The organism is Pseudomonas sp. DNDY-54 (assembly GCF_019880365.1).
Lineage (GTDB): Bacteria > Pseudomonadota > Gammaproteobacteria > Pseudomonadales > Pseudomonadaceae > Stutzerimonas > Stutzerimonas stutzeri_P.
In genome coordinates this window covers 1167376-1188804 of record NZ_CP082271.1, presented here as the reverse complement: position 1 = coordinate 1188804, position 21429 = coordinate 1167376, and the positions used below count along the sequence as shown (strand labels likewise).

Sequence of the window (21429 nt, the reverse complement as noted above, 5' to 3'; positions counted from 1 at the left end):
TCAAACACGTTGCGCGCCGATTCTCTGCTGCAGCCGCAGCTGCAGCTTGGCCAGCTCCTCCGGGTCAGCCTTGCCAGCTGCATGAATGCCCAAGCCTTCGCCGGCATAACGCGGCACGATATGAACGTGAAGGTGAAACACCGTCTGCCCCGCCGGGGCGCCATTGAACTGCGCGACCTGCACACCGTCAGGCTGCAATTCGTCGACGATCGCGCGGGTAAGCTTCTGAACCGCCAGCATGACCTTGCACAACGCATCGGCATCCACATCGAGGATGTTGCACGCGGCAGAACGCTTGGGAATGACCAACGTATGCCCGTAGGACTGCGGAAACAGGTCGAGAAAGGCGAGCACGTCGTCATCCTCGTATAGCCTGTAGCAGGGCGCATCGCCGCGAATGATCTGGGCGAAGATGTTTTGGGAGTCGTAAGGGTTGGTCAGCGACACAGGCAGCTCCACGGCAGAGGGTTGGAGCACAAACCATAGACGCAGCGAGTGGTCCGGAGCCAGCCCCTTAGATGGATTACCGCTCACGCTTTCAATAGCGCTTAGTCTCGCCACTCGCCCTGTTCGCTGAGCTTCAGGTCTCGATCACCTGCGATAACTTCCAGCAAGCCGCTCTGATGGATGAAATAGGTGAGCTCGCCGTCGAAGAACCGATAGCCAAGAAAGCGGCAGGGAGACCCGTCGGCGCAGACCGTATGCCAGGTTTCTCCTGTCAGCGTTACGGGTTCACCACTGTGCTTGTTCAGTCCCGTCATCAGAATCGACTCACAAGTGACATTACCTTCGCCACATTTCGATTCGATCTCGAGGTGATACGTGCCAGTCACCAGCTCGGCTGCTGACACGCTGACATTAAAGGCAGCAGAAACCGCTGAGACGAACGCCATACTCGTCAAACCACGCGCCCACCTCACTGGATTTTCGCGCTCTTGCTTAAGTTATGCCGCGCACAGAGCAACTGCACATTTGCCGCTTTCAATGATGTACCACCCTTCGAGTAAGGGAGGATATGGTCGAAATGGAGTTCATCGGTCGCGCCGCACGTCACACACCTTCCCTCGTCACGCGCCCACACTTCTAGCTTTATACCCGTCGGAATGATGCGGCTGCGCTTAACGAGACGGTCCGGTAATTCCTGCGCCGCAGAATCATCTGACACGCTTTCTACTGCGTCTAAGTTAGATCCAAGTGCGGAAATATACATGGCCGTGGCCGCCATAAAGTCGACTCAAGTATTTATCGGTCAAGTGTAACGACCCATGACTCCGCTGCCGGATCATTTACGCATGGACCGCACCATAAGAAACGGTTGTCTTAGCAGCGCAGGCATACAACACGTCAGCGGCTTCACCCACTTCAGCGACTATCCTTCCATCACATCCCAGGAGGTCCTATGCACGATCTGTCCACCTTCCCCATCACGCAGAAATGGCCAGCCAGTTATCCGGACCGTCTGCAGCTTTATTCACTGCCCACGCCAAACGGGGTGAAGGTTTCGATCATGCTGGAGGAGACCGGCCTGCCGTACGAGCCACATCTGGTGAGTTTCGAGAGCAACGACCAGCTCTCCGAAGAATTCCTCTCGCTGAACCCGAACAACAAGATCCCGGCAATCCTCGACCCAAGCGGGCCGGACGGTGAGCCGCTGGCGCTGTTTGAGTCCGGCGCGATTCTGCTGTACCTGGCCGACAAGACCGGCCAGTTCATGCCGGAGGACGCGGCAGCCCGTTACGAGACGATTCAATGGCTAATGTTTCAAATGGGCGGCATTGGCCCGATGTTCGGCCAGCTGGGTTTCTTTAATAAGTTCGCGGGCAAAGACTATGACGACAAGCGGCCACGCGACCGCTATGTCGCGGAAAGCCAGCGTTTGCTGGGCGTGCTGGACAAGCGCCTGGAAGGCCGCGAGTGGCTCATGGGTGGGCGCTACAGCATCGCCGATATCGCGACCTTCCCCTGGGTGCGCAACCTGGTTGGTTTCTACGAGGCACGTGAACTGGTCGAGTTCGAACGTTTCGTCAATGTGCAGCGCGTGCTGGATGCGTTCGTTGCTCGTCCCGCTGTCGCAAAAGGCTTGAACATCCCCTCTCGCGGATAAGTGCTCCTCAACCGATTTGAATCGTTTAAGCCGACCGCCCAACGTTGGGCGGTTTCGGCACGGCCGCGCCGCTCGTTCTTGATCACCTTTCACGAAATAGCCCGCCGCTAAAACAGCCGGCGCCCCCGCCACAAGAAATCGCGCCCGGCTGTCGATTTCCCTTCCCATTAAACGACCAATGATCAGAGCCAGCGGATCCGGGCGGAGCCGACTAGGCTGTTTTTCTCAAATCGTAAAAAGGAGCCAGACGATGCGATTCATGGTGATGATCAAGGCTAACCGCGATACCGAGGCAGGGGTGATGCCCAGCGAGGACATCCTCGCGGCCATGGGGCACTACAACGAAGAACTGGCAAACGCGGGCGTCCTGCTGGGCGGCGAAGGCTTGCACCCCAGCAGTCGCGGTGCGCGGGTGCGCTTCAGCGATGGCCAACCTTCAGTGGTGGACGGCCCGTTCGCCGAGACCCGCGAGCTGATCGCCGGTTATTGGCTATTCCAGACGCCCTCACTGCAGGACGCCATCGAGTGGGTGAAGCGTTGCCCATCGTCGGCCGTCGGCGATTCGGACATAGAAATCCGCCAAATATTCGAAGCCGAAGACTTCGGTGCCGAGTTCACCCCCGAGCTGCGCGCGCAGGAAGAACGGCTGCGCGTGCAGATCGGCCAATAACCTGACAGGAGACATCGTATGAAAATCACCCCTTACCTGACGTTCGATGGCCAAGCGCGAGATGCCTTCACCCTCTACCAGCAGGTGCTGGGCGGCGAGCTGGAGATGATGACCTTTGCGCAGGCGCCGGATGCCGAGCATTTTCCCGCCGAATACCGTGAACGCATCATGCACGTCGGCCTGAGTCTCGGTGACTACCAGTTGATGGCGTCCGACACGATGCCCGGTGATCCCGCCTGTGGAGGCGGCGCATACGAAGGAATCAAAGGCTGTTCCATCTCGCTGCATCCACAGAGCGTAGCGGAAGCTGAACGCCTGTTTGCCGGGCTGTCCGACGGTGGGCAGGTCATCATGCCGCTGGAAAAGACGTTTTGGGCTGAGCGCTTCGGGATGTTTACAGATCGCTTTGGCGTGTCCTGGATGATCAACTGCGAACAGCAATAAGCCTCCGGCAGATGACTGTTGCCGTGGCGCACTGAGCCACGGCAACAGGTGAACGGGGCTGATCTGAGCAAAGGTGACCAACGGGAGCGCTAGTCAACGCGCGTAAGGGACTCGAGCAACGCGCGCATGTCCTGCCAGTGCGAGCCTTCCCAGAACAGCTTGTTGCAACTATCGCAGCCGAGGAAGCGGTCATGACGTTGTTGCACCCGTTCCGGTAGCTGGTCGATCACGTCCTGTTTGTGCACCACTCGTAACGGTGTATTGCAGCCCAGGCACAGGCTGAAGGGTTGCGCCTGGGCGGCGAGATCGAGCCGGGCGTAGAGTTCACGCAGCTGCTCGGCCGGCTTCAGTGCCCATACATAACAGCCATGCAGCACCGCACGATGCATCAGCAGCGCCCGATCACGAGTCAACAGCACGCGGCGCTCGCGATTCGCCAGCTCGACCATCGCCGCATCCTCGTAATGGTTGTCGAACAGCGTATCGAAACCGGCCATGCGCAGCAGGCGAGCTAACCCGCCAAGATGGGCGTCCGCTACGAAACGCAGGGGCTGGTCCGGCGGCGAACTCATTCTGCTCAAGCTGCCGATGTCGATCTGCTCGAATCTGGGGTACACCGCAATCCGTTGGCCGTCCCGGATCAGCCAGTCGAGCCCCACAGGGTCGCCATCGGCGAGCACCAGCGCCACCTCCGTATGCGGCACGCCAAGCGCTTCGATCATGTGCTTGGTCGTCGCCCGTTGCGCGCAGGTGCAGCTGAACGCCTGCCCCCGGCGCTCGCGTGGAAGGAACGCGTTGAGTTTGGAATAGAAGCGAAAGGTCGCGGTCGTCATGGCTTCGGCAACGTCTCCGCGGCGTTTCACAAATGAAGCGCGGCACGTCGCGCCTCCGGTAAAAGGCTGCGGTCAGATCAGCTTATAGCCGATGGTGGCCAACATTACCGCCATGCAGGGGCGTAAAAAGGTCTCCGGCACGCGACCGGACAGGTTGCTGCCCAGGTAGATACCCGGCAACGAGCCTATCAACAGATAGGTCAGGATGGTCCAGTCCATATTGCCCATACCGGCATGGCCGAGGCCGGCAACCAGCGTCAACGGCACGGCGTGCGCGATTTCCGTGCCTACCAGCCGGCGAGTCGACAGCATGGGGTACAGGAAAAACAACGCCACGGTACCCAGCGCGCCAGCTCCAATTGAGGTGAGCGTCACCATCGCACCGAGAATCAGGCCGACCACTACGGTTAACACGTTCAAGCCACGAGGCGACAGACGTGGCGTTGGGCCGGACATGCGAGAGGCGAATGCCAGCAGGCGCTTCTTGAACAACACCGCCAGCGCGGTGAGCACCAGAACGAAACCCAGCGACTGTTTGATGACCGCATTGAGCGCGTCCTGATCGCCGTGCAAACCAGTCAACACCCACAGCGTCAGCGCCGCTGCCGGCAGGCTGCCCAATGCCAACCAACCGGTGATACGCCAGTCGATGTTGCGGTTTTTCTGATGAACCCAGATCCCACCGGCTTTGGTGATGGCGGCATAGAGCAAATCGGTGCCGACGGCTGCTGCGGGGTTAACGCCGAACCAGAGCAGGATCGGCGTCATCAACGAGCCGCCACCGACGCCCGTCATGCCGACGATGAACCCAACCACCAGGCCAGCGATCACAAAACCAAGAACACCAAACTCCATCATTCAACCCCAAGCGGGCCAACAGGCCGTGTCGATGACCGCCAGCATAACGGGAGGCTTTAGCTATTCTTAATATAAGTTCGTGCTTTCTTAGTAGCTCAAATGCATAAGCAGTCGTGACGCGATCTGCAAGCACGCACAGCCTTATCCTCGACGATCACACTCGCCATACTGGCGACACGCAAACAAGGGAGCCCGCACGTGGATTTGCTTTTTCTTGGGACCTCATCCGGCACCCCGACCCGCGCCCGGAACGTCAGCGGACTGGGGTTACTCGAGGACAGTGGCAAGGGCTGGTACTTGATTGACTGCGGCGAAGCCACGCAGCATCAGCTGCTGCGAACCCCACTGACGCTGCACGGCCTGCGTGCAATCTTTATCACCCATGTCCACGGCGACCACTGTTATGGATTGCCGGGACTCCTGGCCAGTGCTGGCATGTCCGGACGCCAGCAGCCGCTGGATATCATCGCCCCGGCGGTAATCGAGGGCTGGGTACGCGCCACGTTGGAAATGAGCCAGAGCTGGCTGCCCTATGAACTCAATTTTCACGCCACCGAATCGCTCGACTACTGGAGCAATCAGCAGATGCGGGTCGAGGCCACCGCCCTCTCCCATCGCGTACCCAGCTGGGGTTATACCTTCACCGAAACCCGCCCGGACCCGCGCCTGAACACCGACAAGCTTGATCTTGATGGGGTTCCCCGCGGTCCCCTTTGGGGCGAGCTGATGCACGGCAACGATGTTGAGCATGACGGGCGTCTGCTACGCAGCAAGGATTATGTGCTGCTCACCCGCACGCCGCGGCGTATCGTCATCGGGGGCGACAATGACCGGCCCGAACTGCTCCGTGACGCCTGCCAGAACGCCCACATATTGGTTCACGAAGCGACCTATACACAAAGCATCTCTGACGCCGGAAAAGCCGACTTTGGCCACAGCACGGCGGCGCAAGTCGCGGCGTTCGCGGAGTCCGTTCAGGTACCCCATCTGGTGCTAACGCACTTCAGTGCGCGTTACCAAAGCACGCCTAACCGCGGCCTCTCGATCGAAGATATTCGAGTTGAGGCAGGCAACCATTACAGCGGGCAACTGGTGCTGGCAGAGGATTTAATGCGGCTCAGCCTGGACAAGACCGCGCGGTTGAAGCGAGTGGAACGCTGTGTGCCCGCCGCAACGGAAACGGACGACGTCAGCCGCACCGACAATAAACGAGAAATCTAGTCGTTTAGCAATCATAGTCGTTCGAGATATATTCTCGTTTACAAAGTATTCTCAATTGCCTAGGCTTGCCGCTCGCCGCCGTTCATCGGATTGATCTGAACGACGATGCCGAGCCCCGCGAAGTGCCCCCGTGTCGCTGGCAGACCGCCCAGCAACGCCCGCGCCCATCGCCACCACGCATGCCAAGGACCGAACACGTGAAACCATCCTTCATTCAATCCCTGACGTTCTCTGCGTTGCTGGGCGCGTATGCCGTTGCGCATGCGCAACCTGTGGAGCTGAACGTTCCTGTCCAGCCACTTGCCGACGCGCTGCAACAATTTCAGGCGCAAAGTGGCGTTCGCGTCGATTACCCCGCCGATGCGCTGGCAGGCCGAACCTCATCGGCTGTCAGCGGCACGCTGGAGCCGATCGAAGCGTTACGCCAATTGCTGGCCGGCACGGGCCTCACAGCGGACCTACACGGCTCCGCAGCGACTGTCAGCCATGCGGGTGCAACGGGAGACGAGCTGAATCTGGGGGGCATGAACATTACCGCTGAACGCGCGCCAGCGGGCGGCGCGACTGAGGGAACCGGCGCGTATACCACCGGCGTGGTGAATTCCTCGACGAAGCTGCCCATGTCGATTCGCGAGACGCCGCAGTCGGTCAGCGTGGTCACGCAGCAACGCATCGAAGACCAGGGGCTGAACAACCTGAACGATATCGTGCTCAACACCACGGGTCTGTCGATTCAGCAAAGCGGCCCGGAGCGTCAGCGCTATTACGCGCGTGGCTTCCAGGTCGACAACATCATGTATGACGGCTTGCCGATGAGCCTGTCGCAGTTTTCCCAAGACGTCATTACCGCGCCTGACAGCGCCATGCTGGATCGCGTCGAAGTGGTCCGCGGCGCAACGGGATTGATGCAGGGCTCAGGCAACCCGGCGGCGGCAATCAACCTGATCCGCAAGCGCCCCAAGTCCGAGCCGTATGTCAGCCTTGGCGCCAGCGCCGGCAGCTGGGACCGCTATCGCACCGAAGTGGACGCGTCCAACGCATTGAACGAGACCGGCACGTTGCGCGGTCGCGTCGTGACCGCATATGAAGACAACGGAAGCTTCAAGGACTACGGCGGCAGCGAACACAGCTTCGTCTATGCCATCACCGAAGCGGACATCACCGACGACACGATGCTGACCATCGGTGCGTCCTACCAGAACGACAACAAAGACTCTGACTGGGGCGGTCTGCCGACAGCAGCCGACGGCAGCGACCTCGGATTGTCACGCGATACCTACCTGGGTAACGAGTGGGCTTACTGGAACACCAACACGCGCCACCTGTTCACCCAGCTAGAGCATCGCTTCGACAACGACTGGAAGCTGCGTCTGGGTGCGAACAAGATGTGGGGTCGCATCCATATGCTCGGATCTTATTTCGGCTATACCGGCGACACGCTTAACCAGTACAGCGGCAAATACACCTACACAAACAACTACGGTAGCTACGATGGCAACCTGTCCGGCCCCTTCAAGCTATTCGGTCGCGAGCATGAAGCCGTGGTGGGCGCCAGCACACGCACGGAAGTCTTCGACGGCCACGGCGGCTGGCTGGACGCACCTACCGGCCCCAATCTCGATCCGTCCAACTGGGACAGCGGCGCAGTACCCGAGCCTTCCTTCGACATGTACCGATGGACGCTGAAATACGACACTGAAGAGAAAGGTGTCTACGCCGCCACCCGCCTGAACGTCGCTGACCCGCTCCATGTGATCCTTGGTGGTCGTCTGGATTGGTATGACTACAACGATACCGACGGGAACATCAACGACACCAGCTACAAGGTCACACGTAACCTGACCCGCTATGCGGGCGTTGTTTACGACCTGAACGACACCTACTCGATGTACGCGAGCTACACGGACATCTTCAAGCCACAGAACAACCTAGACGCCAATGGCGGCGTCATCGAGCCCATGACCGGGACCAACTATGAGATCGGCCTGAAGGGCGAGTACTTCGATGGCCGCCTCAACGCGTCGGTTGCTGTGTTCCGGATGCTCCAGGAAAACCGCGCCAAGCTGCTCGACAGCTCGCTCTGCCCGAATATCAGTATTTCCTGTTACGAAGCCGCCGGCGAAGTCGAAAGCAAAGGCGTCGACCTGGAAGTGGCCGGTCTACTGGCCGAGGGCTGGGAAGCCAGCGCCGGCTACACCTATGTCGAGGCCACGTATCGCAAGGACACCACCACTGCCAACGAAGGGAAGCTGTTCGATCCGAAGCAGCCGCGCCATCAGTTCAAGCTGTCCACTGTCTACCACCTGCGCGGCTCACTGGACCAGTGGCGCATCGGCGGTAGCCTGAGCAGCCAGAACAGCACCTATAGGGAGATGACCTCCTATCGCATCGACCAAGAGGCCTACACCCTCGCCAACTTCATGCTCGGTTACCGCGTCAACGAGCACGTCGATACGCGCTTGAACCTCAACAATGTGTTCGACAAAACCTACTACTCGAGCATCAACAGCAACACCAGCGTCTCCTACGGCGAGCCGCGCAACCTGATGTTCAGCGTGAACTGGACGCTTTGATCGACGTGCGCCGCGAAGCCAATCGCGGCGCTTTCTCTTCCTGTTGCCGCCAGACGCGCGGCGATGACGCCTCAGAAAAGGACAGGTCTTTATGTTCAAACCCTTAGTCAGTCTCTTCATGCTCGGCACCCTCGCGCTGCCGGTGTGTGCCCATGAACTCTGGCTCGAACGAGACGGGAAAGGCCCCGTCCGGGTCTACCTCGGCGAGCCCGATCAGGACGTCATCGAGCGCGGAGAGACCATCGCCGCACTGGCACCGACGACGAAGCTATTGGCCCCAACCCAGTCAAACGAGCTTGTCGTGCGGGATGATCACCTCGAAGCCGAGGTCGATGGGCCGGACGACATCCGTGCCGTCAACGATCAGGTCTGGAAGCCCTGGGAAAACGATGAGGGCGAAATCACCGCAGCGCTGATGCATGCCCGCTGGGGACGCACCGACACAGAGGCTCGGATGGATCTGGAGCTGGTCCCGGTAGCAGCCAACGGGAGTCGCTTCACCCTCCTGTACAAGGGCAAGCCGTTGGCAGACATGACCGTCATGCTGATCGCGCCGAACAACCAAGCCCAGGAAATGAAAACGGATGAGCAAGGCCTGGTCGCCTTAACGATGCCTACCCCCGGCCGCTACATACTCGCTGCCAGCCATGAAACAGATGCCGGCGGCCAGACGGTTGCCGGGCAAACGGTCGACCGGCTGTATAACGGCACCACTACCAGTTTCGTGGTGGATTAACCGTATCGTTTCACCACCGAATAGCCGCTCAGGGCTGGTCGCGATCGAACTTTGATCACAGCCCGTAAGCGAGGTGCTTCTATCTGAGCACCTCGTCTTATGGCTGTTTCGCACCCCGCCGCGCCTCGCCTCGTCTCTTGCGAGACAACCTCCTACCCGTCCTTCCGCTTCGACTCACTCCCCACTGACGCCTGCTTGTTACTCACCCGGCGCAGACGGCGCAGCACCCTTTCGCTCGCCGACGGATAAGGGACTACGCTTTCGATGAGCGGCGGAAACAGCCAGGCGGCAATGATTCCGGCTGCCTGGCGTCGTCAGAACACACAGCCACGGCCATCCCTGGAAAGCCAAAATGAACAGCAAGAACACCCTATGCCTTTGGTACGACGGTACCGCGCTGGAGGCTGCACACTTCTACGCCGATACGTTTCCTGACAGCGCGGTGATTGCCGTCCATCACGCGCCGGGCGATTACCCAGCGGGCAAGCAAGGCGATGTCCTGACCGTCGAATTCACGGTCATCGGCATCCCTTGCCTCGGGCTGAATGGAGGCCCGTCGATCAAGCACAACGAGGCGTTTTCGTTTCAGATCGCGACTGACGACCAAGCCGAAACCGACCGTTTGTGGAACGCGATTGTCGAAAATGGCGGCCAGGAAAGCGTATGCGGCTGGTGCAAGGACAAGTGGGGGTTGTCGTGGCAAATTACCCCACGCGTCCTGACTGAGGCGATAACCCATCCCGACCCCGCAACAGCTAAGCGCGCATTCGACGCGATGATGGAGATGACCAAGATCGACATCGCCGCAATCGAAGCCACGCTCGCGCCCTGATCCGCATCGCCTGGCATCGCGCGCTGTAGCAAACGTGGCGCCAGCGCGACCGTTCAACGCAAGACGGTCCGGCGCTGGAGGACGTCGCACAGCGCATGTGATCGCGCGCTGAAAGCAAAGGACCCCGTGCACTCGCGATGCGCGCGGGGGCTGATCAGAACACACCTGATAGGGGATATTCGACAGCCAGGCGTATCTGATCGGCATCCAGCTCCGCTTGTGCGCCATTGCTGCGGTGTACGTTGTGGCGCAGGGAGATTCTTGTGCCTTTTGCGGTGCCACCCTGAACCACGTAACGCACCTCCAGGTCGCGCTCCCAGTGCTTGCCATCATCGCCATAGCCGAGATAGGCATAGCCACCTCGTGGGTCGACGCGGCTGCCATCTATCTGGCTGCCCCGGACGTAAGCCGCACTGAGCACTAAACCGGGCAGGCCAAAATCCGCCATCGCCAACTCGTAGCGGGCTTGCCAGGACTGCTCGTTAGGCGCATTGAAATCGGACATGTGAACGGCATTGGTGATAAAGATCGCGCCACGGGTCACGTAGTCGAACGGTGTGTCGCCATCGACGTTCTGATAGCCCAGGCTGACGCTATGCGGGCCGTCGCTGTAGGTGGACATCACGCTCCAGGTGGTGTTGTCGATGTCGCCCGAGAGTGACTTGCCGGTGTCAGCGGTGCGGTACAGGTTCAGGTTCAGCGCCACCGAGCGATCGTCGTCAATCGGCTTGACGAATGTTCCTCCCACGTAATGACGGGTCCATGTGTCTTCGTAGCGCGATGTATAAACGCTGGCGCTGAGGTTCTTGCCTGGCGTGAACACCACTCCGGCCAGATCAAGGGCATCGCCTTGCTTGGCGTTGGAATAATTGACGACGAAGCCCTGATCATGGCTGCTGGCATTGCGGTCAGTGCTTTCAGTGAAGTGTCCGCCAACGAATCGCAACGTCTCGAACTCGCTGCTGTTGATGAAGATGCCGGTGGCGGTTTCCGGCAGCAGACGGCTGTCAGATGAACTGAACACGGGTGTCTTCACGCGTTGCTCGCCATACGAGAGGACGGTTGAAGACAGGCGCAGCTTTACGGCGGCACCGGCCCGGCTGAACGCATCCTTGGGGTAGCCATCGTTATCCACACCGAGCAGTCGCGCCTTGCCCGCACGCCCGCCACCGCTGTCCAGCTGTGCGCCAAAATAGGCATGCGCATCCACACCCACGCCAATGGTGCCCTGAGTAAAGCCCGACTGCAGGGTACCCATCAGCCCGTAGCCCCACTCTTCGGCATAGCCATTGCGCTCAGCGCGAGGTTTATAAGCATTGCGTGCGCCGCTATTACTGCCACCGTTGCGGTACTCACGGTTGTCATAAACGGTGCGGTTGAGCAGGTTCCAGGAACTGTCTTCGATGAACCCGTTGGATTTCGATTGCGCTGAGTCGGCCATGGCTAAGGGGCTCACCAACAGGGCGAGGCCGAGGGAACGGAGTGGCAGTAAGGTCATTTCAGGCTCTTTTGACGCTTGGATAGGGCTGCAGTTGAGTAAGCGTGTCCGCGTGCTCGGCTGTATTGGTGCTTGGGTTCAAAGAACCCAGACGAACGCGCTGATCCGATACGGCATCGATCAATGCTTCGTCGTGGCTGACAAGCAATACGGCGGTGGCGTTTTCTCTGGCCGTCTCGACCAACAACTCGACCATTTCCTGCTGGGTGATGAGATCGAGCCGCGAGCTGGGCTCGTCGGCAAAAATAAAGACGGGCTTGAGCAACAGCACGCGCAGCAGGGAGAAGCGTTGCAGTTCCCCGCCGGAGACGTTGCCTGGCAAGCGGTTTAGCAGCGAAGGCTCCAGCCGCAGGCGCTGCAGCAGCATGTCGATGCGACTCGAGTCGAGGCGATGCAGGCTCACCAGATCAGCAAGGTTGCGGGCGAGAGTGACCGACGGGGGGAACGCAGCGACGGGGTCTTGATAAAGCTTCTGGAACGCCACGCGGGGAGCCCCTGCCTGTGTCGTCACCGTGCCTTCACGAGCGCTCATCAGACCCAGAATGACGTCGCCCAGCGTGGATTTTCCACAGCCGGACGGACCGGTAACCCCGACGATTTCACCACGGCGTATTTTGAAGGAAAGCCCTTCGAACAAGGTGTGCCCGCCACGCGCCACCGCCAGGTCGTTCACCTGCACCACGGCCTCGTTCGTGAAAATCGGGCGGCTGCGCGGCGCCCAGCGTTTGGGGTCGGCATCCAACAGTTGTCGCGTGTATTCCTGCGCTGGCCTGCTGAGCACCTGTTCGGCACTGCCGCTCTCGACGACTTTTCCCTTGTGCATGATCATCACATCGCCCCCCAGACGGCGAGCGACCTCGATGTCATGTGTGATGATCAGCAGTGCGCCGCCATGGGCGAGGCCGGCTTGCAACAACTCAACGACTCCACCGATGCGTGCGCTGTCCAGGCCTTTGGTTGGCTCGTCGGCAATCATGATCTGTGCGCCACCGGCGTGGGTCGCGGCGAACGCCAGGCGCTGGGCCATGCCGCCCGATAGCTGAAACGGAAATTTTGCCTCTGCGTGTTCGAGGCCCATGCGGGCCATGTCCAGACGGGCCAGACGGTGCGACGCCTCCGCCCCTGTGCCACGCACATAGCGGTAGGTTTCCGAGACTTGTCCCAGTGCTCGCATGGTTGGATCGAGGCTCAGCCAAGGCTCCTGCGGCAGCACCGCGATGTCACGGCCCCATAGCGCCTGGCGCCCGTCGGCGCGGCCTTCTTCACTGAAGCCAGTGCCAAACTCGATCCGCCCACGGGCGTGTAGACCCGGCGGCAAATTACCGACGATACCCTGTGCGAACAGGCTTTTACCCGATCCGGTCTCACCGATGATGGTCAGGACGCGTCCCGGATACAGCGCAATGGAGAGCGGCTGCACGAGCTGAGCGGTGGCGGTGCGAATCTCCAGCGCCTCGGTCTTCAACAGCGGTTTCATGGCTTGCGCCCCCCGGCCATCAGCATGAGCGACAGAACGATGAGAAAGATCACCAGAATGGGCAGCGCAATGATGAAGGGCGCCTCAGCGAAATACGGCAGCAACTCGGTAATCATCAGCCCTAATTCGGCGGTTGGCGGACGCACACCAACACTGACGAAACCCAGCGCTGCGATGGCCATGATGGCCGAGGCCGCGCCGAACGCCGCGATCGTCATCAGGACTGAAGCCAGTTCGGGCCACAGATGGCGACGGATGATGTAGAGCGGGCCGAAACCCAGCAGGCGGGAAGCCGCCACAGCCGGCGATGCCAGTACGGTGCGGGACAGCGCACGCGTCATGCGGAAATATTCGATCCACAGCACCAGCGCGACCGCGCCATACAGTGCGACGAACGAACCGGGAAAGATCGCCACGATCAACAGCACCAGCAGCAAGCCCGGCAGCGCCATGAACAGTTCGGTAAACAGGCTGAGGCCCTTGTCCGTGATGCCACCTTTCCAGGCCGCGAGGATGCCCAGCAACACCCCGGGCACCGCAGCGGTGATCACGCTGACCAAGGCCAGGCCCAGTGACAGGCGGACCGCCGCAGCCAGGCGTGCAAGCATGTCCCGACCGAGGTGGTCGGTGCCCAGCGGATGCGCGTTGTCCGGTCCGGAGAGGATCGCTGAGTAGTCTTGCTTGGCGATATCCAGGCCCCAAACCAACGGTACGCTCACGGCGAACACCACCAGCAGGCCAAGAATGGCAACACCGATCAGCCGCGACAGTGCCCGCGGTTGAGGGGCCGCGTCGGCGATAGCAATTTCCAGACTCATGCATCCCCCCGGCGCGGGTCGATCAGGTGGTTGGCGAGGTCGACGCAGGTATTGAGCACGACGAACATCAACCCCATCGCCAGGGCAGCGCCCTGCACCATAGGCACGTCACGCTGGACGATCGCGTGCACCAGGCCGTGGCCGATGCCGGGCCAGGCAAATAAGGTTTCCACCACCACCACGCCTTCAATCAGGTACACCAACTGCACGCCCAGGTATGTCACGACCGGCACACCGATGTTGCGCAGACCGTGGCGCATGAACACGCGGGTTGAGCCAAGCCCCTTGAGCCGGCCAAACGCATAAAAAGCCGAGGATGCGATAGCGACCGTGGCGTCTCGAGCGACGCGCGATGACACCGCGGCTAGTCCGAGTGCCAGCGTGAACGTGGGCAATACGGCGTGAGCGAAGCTGCCGTGGCCTGCCGATGGCACAAGCGCCAGCGACACCGCGAAGATCAGCACCAGGATCACCCCGAGTACGAAATGGGGTATTGCCCGTGTTGCCGTGCTGAGTATCAGCAGGCCGCGGTCCAGCCAACCACCTGGGCGAAGTCCAGCGATGATGCCCACTGGCGGGCCGATGAAGAACGACAGGAGCACCGCACCGACGGCCAGGCGCACAGAGCTTCCCAGTTCATGAGCAACCATTTCGGTAACCGGCTTCCCGGTCACCAGCGAGTTGCCCAGGTCCAATGTCAGCAGGTCGCCGATCCAGGCCATGAAGCGCCAGAACACGGGCTGGTCCAGATTGAGCTCGGCCCGCACTGCTTCGGCGGCGGCACTGTTGACCATGTCGTAGCCGTAACGGCCGGCAGCGATCCGGTAAGCGGCATCCCCTGGAAGCAGCGTCATCAGCAGGAACGTCAGGGCGCCTACCAATACGGCGACCATGACCGCTTGCAGCAAACGGAAGCCCAGCAGACGACTCATTCGGCCCACCGCATCGTGCTAAGCCCGAAGGTACGCTCGAAGGGATCGATCGCGGCGTTGTCGACCGCGTTCGAGACCGCGATGGACTGGCGATACCAGGCAATCGGAATCAACGGCAGATCATGCTGGATCAGCGCGACGATCTGGTTGCGCAAATGTTGCTGTTCGGCCGGATCATCGCTCGCCAGCAACGTGCTCATGGCTTGCTCGAACTGCGGGTTGTCCCAGCCGAGCGGGCCCCATTCGGCGCCGCCGTTGCCGAAGTCGGCAAGCAACGTGACCAGAGGATCCGGCACGAGCGCATAGTTGCGGCCATAGAGCGCCAATTGCAGGGTGCCATCGTTGTGGGCGGCCGGGATGGCGCTGGCGTTTGCCACCGACACCTCGACGTCTATGCCCACGTCGCGAAGCTGGGCCTGCAGCGCCGTGGCGATCAGCGGAAGCTCCGGCCGATCGGAATAAGTGAGCAACTTCAGACGCAGGCGTTCGCCATCTTTCTGCCGGATGCCATCGGCACCCGGGGTCCAACCCTGTGCCTCGAGAAGGGTTCGTGCAGCGTCGGGATCGTAGGCGAGCGCAGGAAGGCGCTCGTCGTGCCAGGCCGGTGCGCTGTCAGCGAACATTTGTGTAGCGCCCGTGCCTGGCGCTCGCAGCACCGCGGCCGCGATGCCTTCGCGCTGTATGGCCAAGCTGATGGCTTTGCGCACCTCGACCGGCGCCGTGGCGCCGCTGCCGGCATTCGCGGCCAAGACAACGACCCTCGGTACTGGCCCCATCAGTACTTTCACATGTTTGGAGCGTTTGAGCCGGGCGATGCTGGGCGGGTCAAGCTGGAAGACGAGTTCAGCACCATTGCTTTCAGCCATGAGCGAGCGGGTCTCCCCGCGTCCCGCGCCGAGGTAGGTCGTTTTTTTGATGCTGGGTTTCTCTCCCCAGTAGTCCTCGAAGCGCTCTGCAGCGAGCCGTTGCGGCGGTTCCAGGAGCGTCAACCGATAAGGCCCAGTGCCAATGACGGACCGTACGTTGTCTTCCGCGTCGTAGGAAGCCGTGGCCAGAATGTTGGTGGACGAATGCGCCAGCACCGCCGTCAGTGGTTTGAACGGCTCGGCCAGTCGGATGACGACGTCGTTGTCGTCTGCCGTAATCGCATCGATCTTCGCGCTGCGCAGCATGCCAGTCCTGGTGTTCGCCGCGCTAAGCGAATGCGCGGCCACCTCGGCGGTGAGCGCGCTGCCATCGTGAAACTTGACGCCCTGCCGGATCGTCAGCCGCCATTCTTTTCCATCATCTGAAACGCTCCAGCGCTCAGCCAGTGCAGGCAACGGCTGACCTTTTGTATCGGACTCCAGTAGCGTTTCGGTTATCTGCATCCGTTGAAACACGAACCCCGAAATTGCCGGATCCAGCCCGCCGATCTCGAACGGGGCGACAACGTCGAACACTTTGTCATTCGCGGAGACCGGACCTGCGGTAACACTCAACCAGGTAGCGATCGTCGCCGCGAGCAGCGCAAGGCGGTGCTTGTTTCTGAAATACATGACGTTCCTTATGGTTTACACGCTGCAGGCTGGCCAAACACGAAGCAGCCGCCCAGTGATCACAGCGTCTGTCCGTACCTGCCTTCCGAAGCGTTTTCTCGAGCCAGCTGGCTGTCGCGACGTTAGAAGGCGGAGCATAGTAGGTTATGTAATAGTATTACGTCTACGCTTTAGGGAACGGTGCAGGCGATCTACGAAGGGACCTATGGCAAGCCGGTGATCAATGCCAACAGGTGCAACGCCCCGAGCTGATGAGCGTTGGTAGCCGTCAGCGTTAGCGTTGGCAAACAAGAGGCGACGGCGGCGAAACGGCAGTGTGTTGTCGACTCCACCGCAGTGGAGCGGCAGGCCAGTTGGAGGAAAGGATTAGATAGTTGCTGCGCGGCGGCTCGGCCGCACCAGCTTTCCAGGCGATGACCAAGGCCGTAGCCGCAGCCGCAGCCGCAGCCGTTGCTTGGCGGCGACGAGCAATTCGAGCACTGCAAATAGCCCAGCCGGAGGGTAGCCCAGCCGTAGGTCGCGCCAATCCAGCGGGCCTCACGCAACGGCCAGACCAAGCAGGAAGGCGAACAGGTTCAATGGCGAAGGATGCCGAATCGCAGCCTGCCTCCAATGAACGAATGAACGAATGAACGGCTCGGTGAGCGTCGCGCAGACTTACGCGTTGCGAACAACACACACCGCCCAGCGAGCCGGCACGTCCCGGCAGCCGGCCAACCCGGCTTCAGCCTGGTTTCAGCTCTGGGATGCCTTAGCGCTGGGAGCTCACCGCCTGACCGTCACGGTTCGGCCTGGCTCCACTGCTTATTGAGCCGCTTATCCGACACTGCCATCTTCGTCCCCAGCTGCTGCGCCCAGAGCGAGACGCGGCACTCTTCGAGCATCCAGCGATAAAGTGTCAGCTCAGGGTCGCGCTTGCCCTCCTGCTGATGCTTTTTCAGCCGCGCCTGGTACTGCTCCCAGTAGCCGGCCAACTCACCGGACCAGACGCGATCACGTTGCAGCTGGGCGCCGATCTTGTCGAAGCGTTGTTCGATCGCCTTCAGGTAACGCGGGTACTCCTTGAGCCATTCGCCGGGCGTTTCGCGAACGAACCCGGGATAGACCAGATTGCCCAGCTGCGCCTTGATGTCGTTCAGGGCAACCGCCTGGGCCAGGTCGATCTTGCCCTTGAAGCGCTTCTGCAGTCCGTGCCAGAGCTTGAGGATATCCAACGTCAGCCGAGCCAGACGTTCGGCGTGGGACGCCCAGTCGCCCCGCTTGCGTTCCGCCAGTGACGCGAGGGCAGCACCGTCGCGGGGCAGCTGCGCTTCGTCAGCGAGAATGCAGCTGTCGAGGCTGGCCAGCAGGATGTCTTCAACCAGCGCATCGATCTTGCCCATGTCGCGATAGAGCAACGCCAGCTCGGTGAGGCCTGGCAGTTTGTTGCGAAGGTACTTCGCTGGCTCGGCCAGTTGCTGTAGCAACAAGCGCTGCAGGGCACGGCGGTGCTGGTAGTCGGCTTCGGCCTGGGTCGGGAAGCGGCCTTCCTTGACGACCCCACCCTCTTCCACCAGCGCTGGGTAGACGGTCATGGACAGCCCCGCCATCTTCGCCTGAGCCTTCTCCGCCACCTGGGCGAAGCCTTTGGCCTCGACCGGCTTCTGTTCGGCTTTTTGCTGCGGGGGCGCCAGCGCGGCCTGGCTGGCTTCATTGAAGCGCGCAGTCAGTTCGGCCAGATCACGGCCTTCGCCGAGGAATTTCCCACGGGCGTCGACCACCTCGATGTTCATCTTCAGATGGCTTTCCAGCCCCACGGCCGCTTCCGCCCAGGCATCGTCCGAGACGCGGGCGCCAGTCATGCGCAGCAGTTCGCGGCCCAGCGCATCCGGCAACGCACCGTCAGCGAAGGTGATCTTTGAGAGCGCGGCCTTGACGAAGTCCGGCACCGGCACGAAATTCTTGCGGATCGCCTTCGGCAGGTTGCGCACCAACGCCACGGCCTTGGCTTCGATCAGCCCCGGCACCAGCCAGTCGAGGCGGTCGCTGCGCAACTGGGGCAGCAAAGGCGCCGGCACACGCAGGGTCACGCCGTCACGCGGATGGTTGGGCTCGAAGTGGTATTCCAGCGGCAGCTGCAGCTCGCCGATGCGCAGATGATCGGGATACTGCGCCGCTGTGACTTCACTGGCATCGCGGGCCAGCACGTCTTCATCGCGCATGACCAGCAACTGCGGATTTTTTGCGCTCTCGCGCTTGTACCAGCTCTCAAAGCTGGCGGTCTGGTAGATGTCCTGCGGCACGCGCGCATCGTAATAGGCGAACAGCGTGTCTTCGTCAGCAATGATGTCGCGCCGTCGAGCCTTGGCTTCCAGTTCGTCGAACAGCTCCAGCAGCTCACGGTTGGCGGTGAGCGCCTTGGCGCGGCTGAGCATTTCGCCACGCACCAGGCCCTCGCGGATGAACAGCTCTCGCGCCGCGGCTGGATCGATGGGTCCGAAATGCACCGGGCGTCGCGCCACCACGATCATGCCGTAGAGCGTGACCTGTTCGAACGCCACCACTTGGCCGCGCTTCTTTTCCCAGTGCGGCTCGAAGTGGTTGGTCTTGGTCAAATGCTTGGCCAGCGGCTCGATCCAGTCCGGTTCGATTTTCGCCACCATGCGCGCGAACAGCTTGGTTGTTTCGACCAGCTCGGCCGCCATGATCCAGTTCGGCTTCTTGCGCCCGATAACGCTGGACGGGTGCACCCAGAAACGCCGCTGTCTGGCGCCGAGGAAGTCACCCTCCTCGGTCTTGTGTCCGACCTGGCTGAGCAGGCCGGAAAGGATCGCCTTGTGTACGGCTGCGTAACTCTTGGCTTTCTGCGCTGCTTCGCTGGCTTCGGCTTGCTGGGCGAGCTTGACGTTGACCTTCTTGTCCTTCGTCAGCGCTGGCCTGTCGGTGGAAGAGGCTTCGCCGTCTTCCACCCTACGTGGGGCTGCATTCGCATGCTCGGCAGCAGGCTGGCCGCCACGGCGCTGCGCGTTATCGTTGAGCTTCAACTCGCGCACGATCAACGTCAGCTGCCGGTGAGCATCCCGCCACTCACGCAGGCGCAGGTAATTGAGGAAATTCTTGCGACACCAGGTTCGCAGCGGATTGGAGCCCAGCGCCTGACGCTGTTCCTCGAAGCCTCTCCAGAGATTGATCAGCGCGGCGAAGTCAGAATCCGGATCTTTCCACTGCGCGTGAGCTTGGTCAGCCTGCTGTTGGCGATCGGATGGGCGCTCGCGCACGTCCTGCACCGACAGCGCACTGGCGACAATCAGCACCTCGGCCATGCTGCCGAGCTGCGCCGCTTCGAGCAGCATGCGACCGAGGCGCGGATCGATGGGCAAACGTGCCAGCTGTCGGCCCAGCGGCGTCAGCTGGTTCTCGCGATTAACCGCGGAGAGCTCCTGCAGCAGGTTGAAGCCATCACTGATGGCCTTGCCGTCCGGTGGCTCAATAAAGGGGAAGTCTTCGATCTGGCCAAGCCGCAGATGCAGCATCTGCAGGATCACCGCAGCCAGGTTGGTACGCAGGATCTCCGGATCGGTAAATTCTGGTCGCCCAAGGAAATCTTCTTCGCTGTAAAGACGAATGCAGATCCCCGGCTCAACCCGCCCGCAACGACCCTTGCGCTGGTTGGCGCTGGCCTGGGACACCGCCTCGATCGGCAGCCGCTGCACCTTGGCGCGGTAGCTGTAACGACTGATGCGCGCCGTACCCGAATCAATCACGTAGCGGATGCCGGGAACGGTCAACGAGGTTTCAGCCACGTTGGTCGCCAACACGATCTTGCGTCCGGCTGCGGGCCGGAAAATCTTCTGCTGCTCGGCCGGCGTCAGCCGGGCGTACAACGGCAACACCTCAGTAAATCGCAGATTAGCCTTACGCAACACCTCGGCGGCGTCACGGATCTCCCGTTCGCCGGGCAGGAATACCAGCACATCGCCGGGCCGCTTGCCGATGCTCTTTTCATGCGCATCGATCTCATCCAGCGCGACGAGAATGCCCTGGTCGACAGTGAGGTCATCCTCGACCCGATTGCCGTCCTCGTCGGTTTCCGCCGCCAGCGGGCGATACCAGGTCTCCACCGGGAACGTACGGCCCGACACTTCAACGATGGGCGCCCCATTGAAGTGCTCGGAAAAACGCTCCAGGTCGATGGTCGCCGACGTGATGATGACCTTCAGGTCGGGACGGCGCGGCAGCAACGTCTTCAGGTAACCGAGCAGGAAGTCGATGTTGAGGCTGCGTTCGTGAGCCTCGTCGACAATGATGGTGTCGTACTTTTCCAGAAAGCGATCGTGCTGGGTTTCGGCCAGCAGGATGCCGTCGGTCATCAGCTTGATCAGTGAGCTGTCCTTGCTCTGGTCCTCGAAGCGAACCTGATAACCCACCAGCTCACCCAGCGGCGTGCCGATTTCCTCAGCCACCCGCGTCGCGACACTGCGTGCCGCCAGTCTGCGAGGCTGGGTATGCCCAATCAGACCGTGCACACCGCGGCCGATCTCCAGGCAGATCTTCGGCAACTGGGTGGTCTTGCCCGAGCCCGTTTCGCCGGCAATGATCAACACCTGATGCTTTTCCAGCGCGGCCTTGATCTCGTCGCGCTTGGCAGCGATCGGCAGGCTGTCGTCGTAGCGCATGCTTGGCACGCTCTGCCGGCGCGCTTCGGCCTTGGCAGCCGAGGCCTGGAAACGCGCCATCCACTGCGCGAGGCGCTCGTCATCCAGCGGCGCTGCGCCGGCTTTTTTGCGCAGGTCATGCAGCTGACGACGCAAGCGATGGCGGTCGGCAAACATTGCCTGGTCGAGATTTTTCAGGAGTTGGTCAAAAGCGGGCGTTGCGTCGGTCATGGACAGCCGTAAGCGATTTCGTGAAGGCCG

The 21429-nt window shown here is 61.2% G+C and carries 19 protein-coding genes; 7 read left to right on the top strand and 12 right to left on the bottom strand.

Translation table 11 applies throughout. From position 1 onward, the window contains the following. From K4O48_RS05550 to K4O48_RS05540, 3 genes are all read right to left on the bottom strand, one after another. Entirely contained in the window at positions 1-447 is a 447-nt protein-coding gene (locus K4O48_RS05550) for an HIT family protein (protein ID WP_222911075.1), read from the bottom strand. A gap of 101 nt (positions 448-548) precedes the next feature. Continuing rightward, positions 549-893, bottom strand: a complete 345-nt coding sequence (locus K4O48_RS05545) for a hypothetical protein (RefSeq protein WP_222911074.1) — start codon at positions 891-893, stop codon at positions 549-551. A 23-nt stretch (positions 894-916) separates the two neighbouring features. Then, a complete protein-coding gene (locus K4O48_RS05540) occupies positions 917-1210 on the bottom strand; it encodes an HNH endonuclease (protein WP_222911073.1) in 294 nt (97 codons plus the stop codon). Positions 1211-1399: 189 nt separating this feature from the next. Between K4O48_RS05540 and K4O48_RS05535 the strand changes: the two genes are divergently transcribed. The 3 genes from K4O48_RS05535 to K4O48_RS05525 all read left to right on the top strand — a co-directional run bounded on the left by K4O48_RS05535 (position 1400) and on the right by K4O48_RS05525 (position 3218). Next, entirely contained in the window at positions 1400-2104 is a 705-nt protein-coding gene (locus tag K4O48_RS05535; protein ID WP_222911072.1) for a glutathione S-transferase N-terminal domain-containing protein, read from the top strand. Positions 2105-2354: 250 nt separating this feature from the next. Then, positions 2355-2774: a YciI family protein gene (locus tag K4O48_RS05530; RefSeq protein ID WP_222911071.1), complete on the top strand. Its 420-nt coding sequence runs from the start codon at positions 2355-2357 to the stop codon at positions 2772-2774. An 18-nt stretch (positions 2775-2792) separates the two neighbouring features. After that, positions 2793-3218 carry a VOC family protein gene (locus K4O48_RS05525; protein ID WP_222911070.1) on the top strand — a complete coding sequence of 142 codons (426 nt, stop codon included), beginning with the start codon at positions 2793-2795 and terminating at the stop codon, positions 3216-3218. A gap of 89 nt (positions 3219-3307) precedes the next feature. Here K4O48_RS05525 and K4O48_RS05520 read toward each other — a convergent pair whose 3' ends face one another. Then, complete coding sequence (locus tag K4O48_RS05520) at positions 3308-4051, bottom strand: Mut7-C ubiquitin/RNAse domain-containing protein (protein WP_222911069.1); 744 nt, start codon at positions 4049-4051, stop codon at positions 3308-3310. A 72-nt stretch (positions 4052-4123) separates the two neighbouring features. Then, positions 4124-4906: a sulfite exporter TauE/SafE family protein gene (locus K4O48_RS05515; protein WP_222911998.1), complete on the bottom strand. Its 783-nt coding sequence runs from the start codon at positions 4904-4906 to the stop codon at positions 4124-4126. 201 nt (positions 4907-5107) lie between these two features. Between K4O48_RS05515 and K4O48_RS05510 the strand changes: the two genes are divergently transcribed. Beyond that, positions 5108-6130 carry a ribonuclease Z gene (locus K4O48_RS05510; protein WP_222911068.1) on the top strand — a complete coding sequence of 341 codons (1023 nt, stop codon included), beginning with the start codon at positions 5108-5110 and terminating at the stop codon, positions 6128-6130. Between the two features lie 59 nt (positions 6131-6189). On the opposite strand, the gene K4O48_RS05505 is transcribed toward K4O48_RS05510, so the two are convergent. Continuing rightward, positions 6190-6327 (bottom strand): hypothetical protein, encoded by a 138-nt coding sequence (locus tag K4O48_RS05505; RefSeq protein ID WP_222911067.1) that lies wholly within the window; start codon positions 6325-6327, stop codon positions 6190-6192. Here K4O48_RS05505 and K4O48_RS05500 point away from each other — a divergent pair. The 3 genes from K4O48_RS05500 (at position 6310) to K4O48_RS05490 (ending at position 10271) form a co-directional block, all read left to right on the top strand. Next, positions 6310-8703, top strand: a complete 2394-nt coding sequence (locus K4O48_RS05500) for a TonB-dependent siderophore receptor (protein ID WP_222911066.1) — start codon at positions 6310-6312, stop codon at positions 8701-8703. The genes K4O48_RS05505 and K4O48_RS05500 overlap by 18 nt on opposite strands. Positions 8704-8794: 91 nt before the next feature. Continuing rightward, a complete protein-coding gene (locus tag K4O48_RS05495; RefSeq protein WP_222911065.1) occupies positions 8795-9439 on the top strand; it encodes a DUF4198 domain-containing protein in 645 nt (214 codons plus the stop codon). Positions 9440-9791: 352 nt separating this feature from the next. Beyond that, a complete protein-coding gene (locus K4O48_RS05490) occupies positions 9792-10271 on the top strand; it encodes a VOC family protein (RefSeq protein ID WP_222911064.1) in 480 nt (159 codons plus the stop codon). Between the two features lie 154 nt (positions 10272-10425). On the opposite strand, the gene K4O48_RS05485 is transcribed toward K4O48_RS05490, so the two are convergent. The 6 genes from K4O48_RS05485 to hrpA all read right to left on the bottom strand — a co-directional run bounded on the left by K4O48_RS05485 (position 10426) and on the right by hrpA (position 21399). Beyond that, positions 10426-11769, bottom strand: a complete 1344-nt coding sequence (locus K4O48_RS05485; protein ID WP_222911063.1) for an OprD family porin — start codon at positions 11767-11769, stop codon at positions 10426-10428. A gap of 1 nt (position 11770) precedes the next feature. Continuing rightward, positions 11771-13246 (bottom strand): ABC transporter ATP-binding protein, encoded by a 1476-nt coding sequence (locus tag K4O48_RS05480; RefSeq protein ID WP_222911062.1) that lies wholly within the window; start codon positions 13244-13246, stop codon positions 11771-11773. Further along, positions 13243-14064: an ABC transporter permease gene (locus K4O48_RS05475; protein WP_222911061.1), complete on the bottom strand. Its 822-nt coding sequence runs from the start codon at positions 14062-14064 to the stop codon at positions 13243-13245. Before K4O48_RS05475 ends, K4O48_RS05480 begins: the two co-directional genes overlap by 4 nt. Then, the gene (locus K4O48_RS05470; RefSeq protein ID WP_222911060.1) at positions 14061-14996 is read right to left on the bottom strand and encodes an ABC transporter permease; all 936 of its coding nucleotides are present in this window, start codon (positions 14994-14996) and stop codon (positions 14061-14063) included. Before K4O48_RS05470 ends, K4O48_RS05475 begins: the two co-directional genes overlap by 4 nt. Beyond that, positions 14993-16534, bottom strand: a complete 1542-nt coding sequence (locus K4O48_RS05465) for an ABC transporter substrate-binding protein (protein ID WP_222911059.1) — start codon at positions 16532-16534, stop codon at positions 14993-14995. The genes K4O48_RS05470 and K4O48_RS05465 overlap by 4 nt, the downstream gene beginning before the upstream one ends. 779 nt (positions 16535-17313) lie before the next feature. Next, complete coding sequence (gene hrpA, locus K4O48_RS05460; protein WP_222911058.1) at positions 17314-21399, bottom strand: ATP-dependent RNA helicase HrpA; 4086 nt, start codon at positions 21397-21399, stop codon at positions 17314-17316. Positions 21400-21429 lie beyond the last annotated feature (30 nt).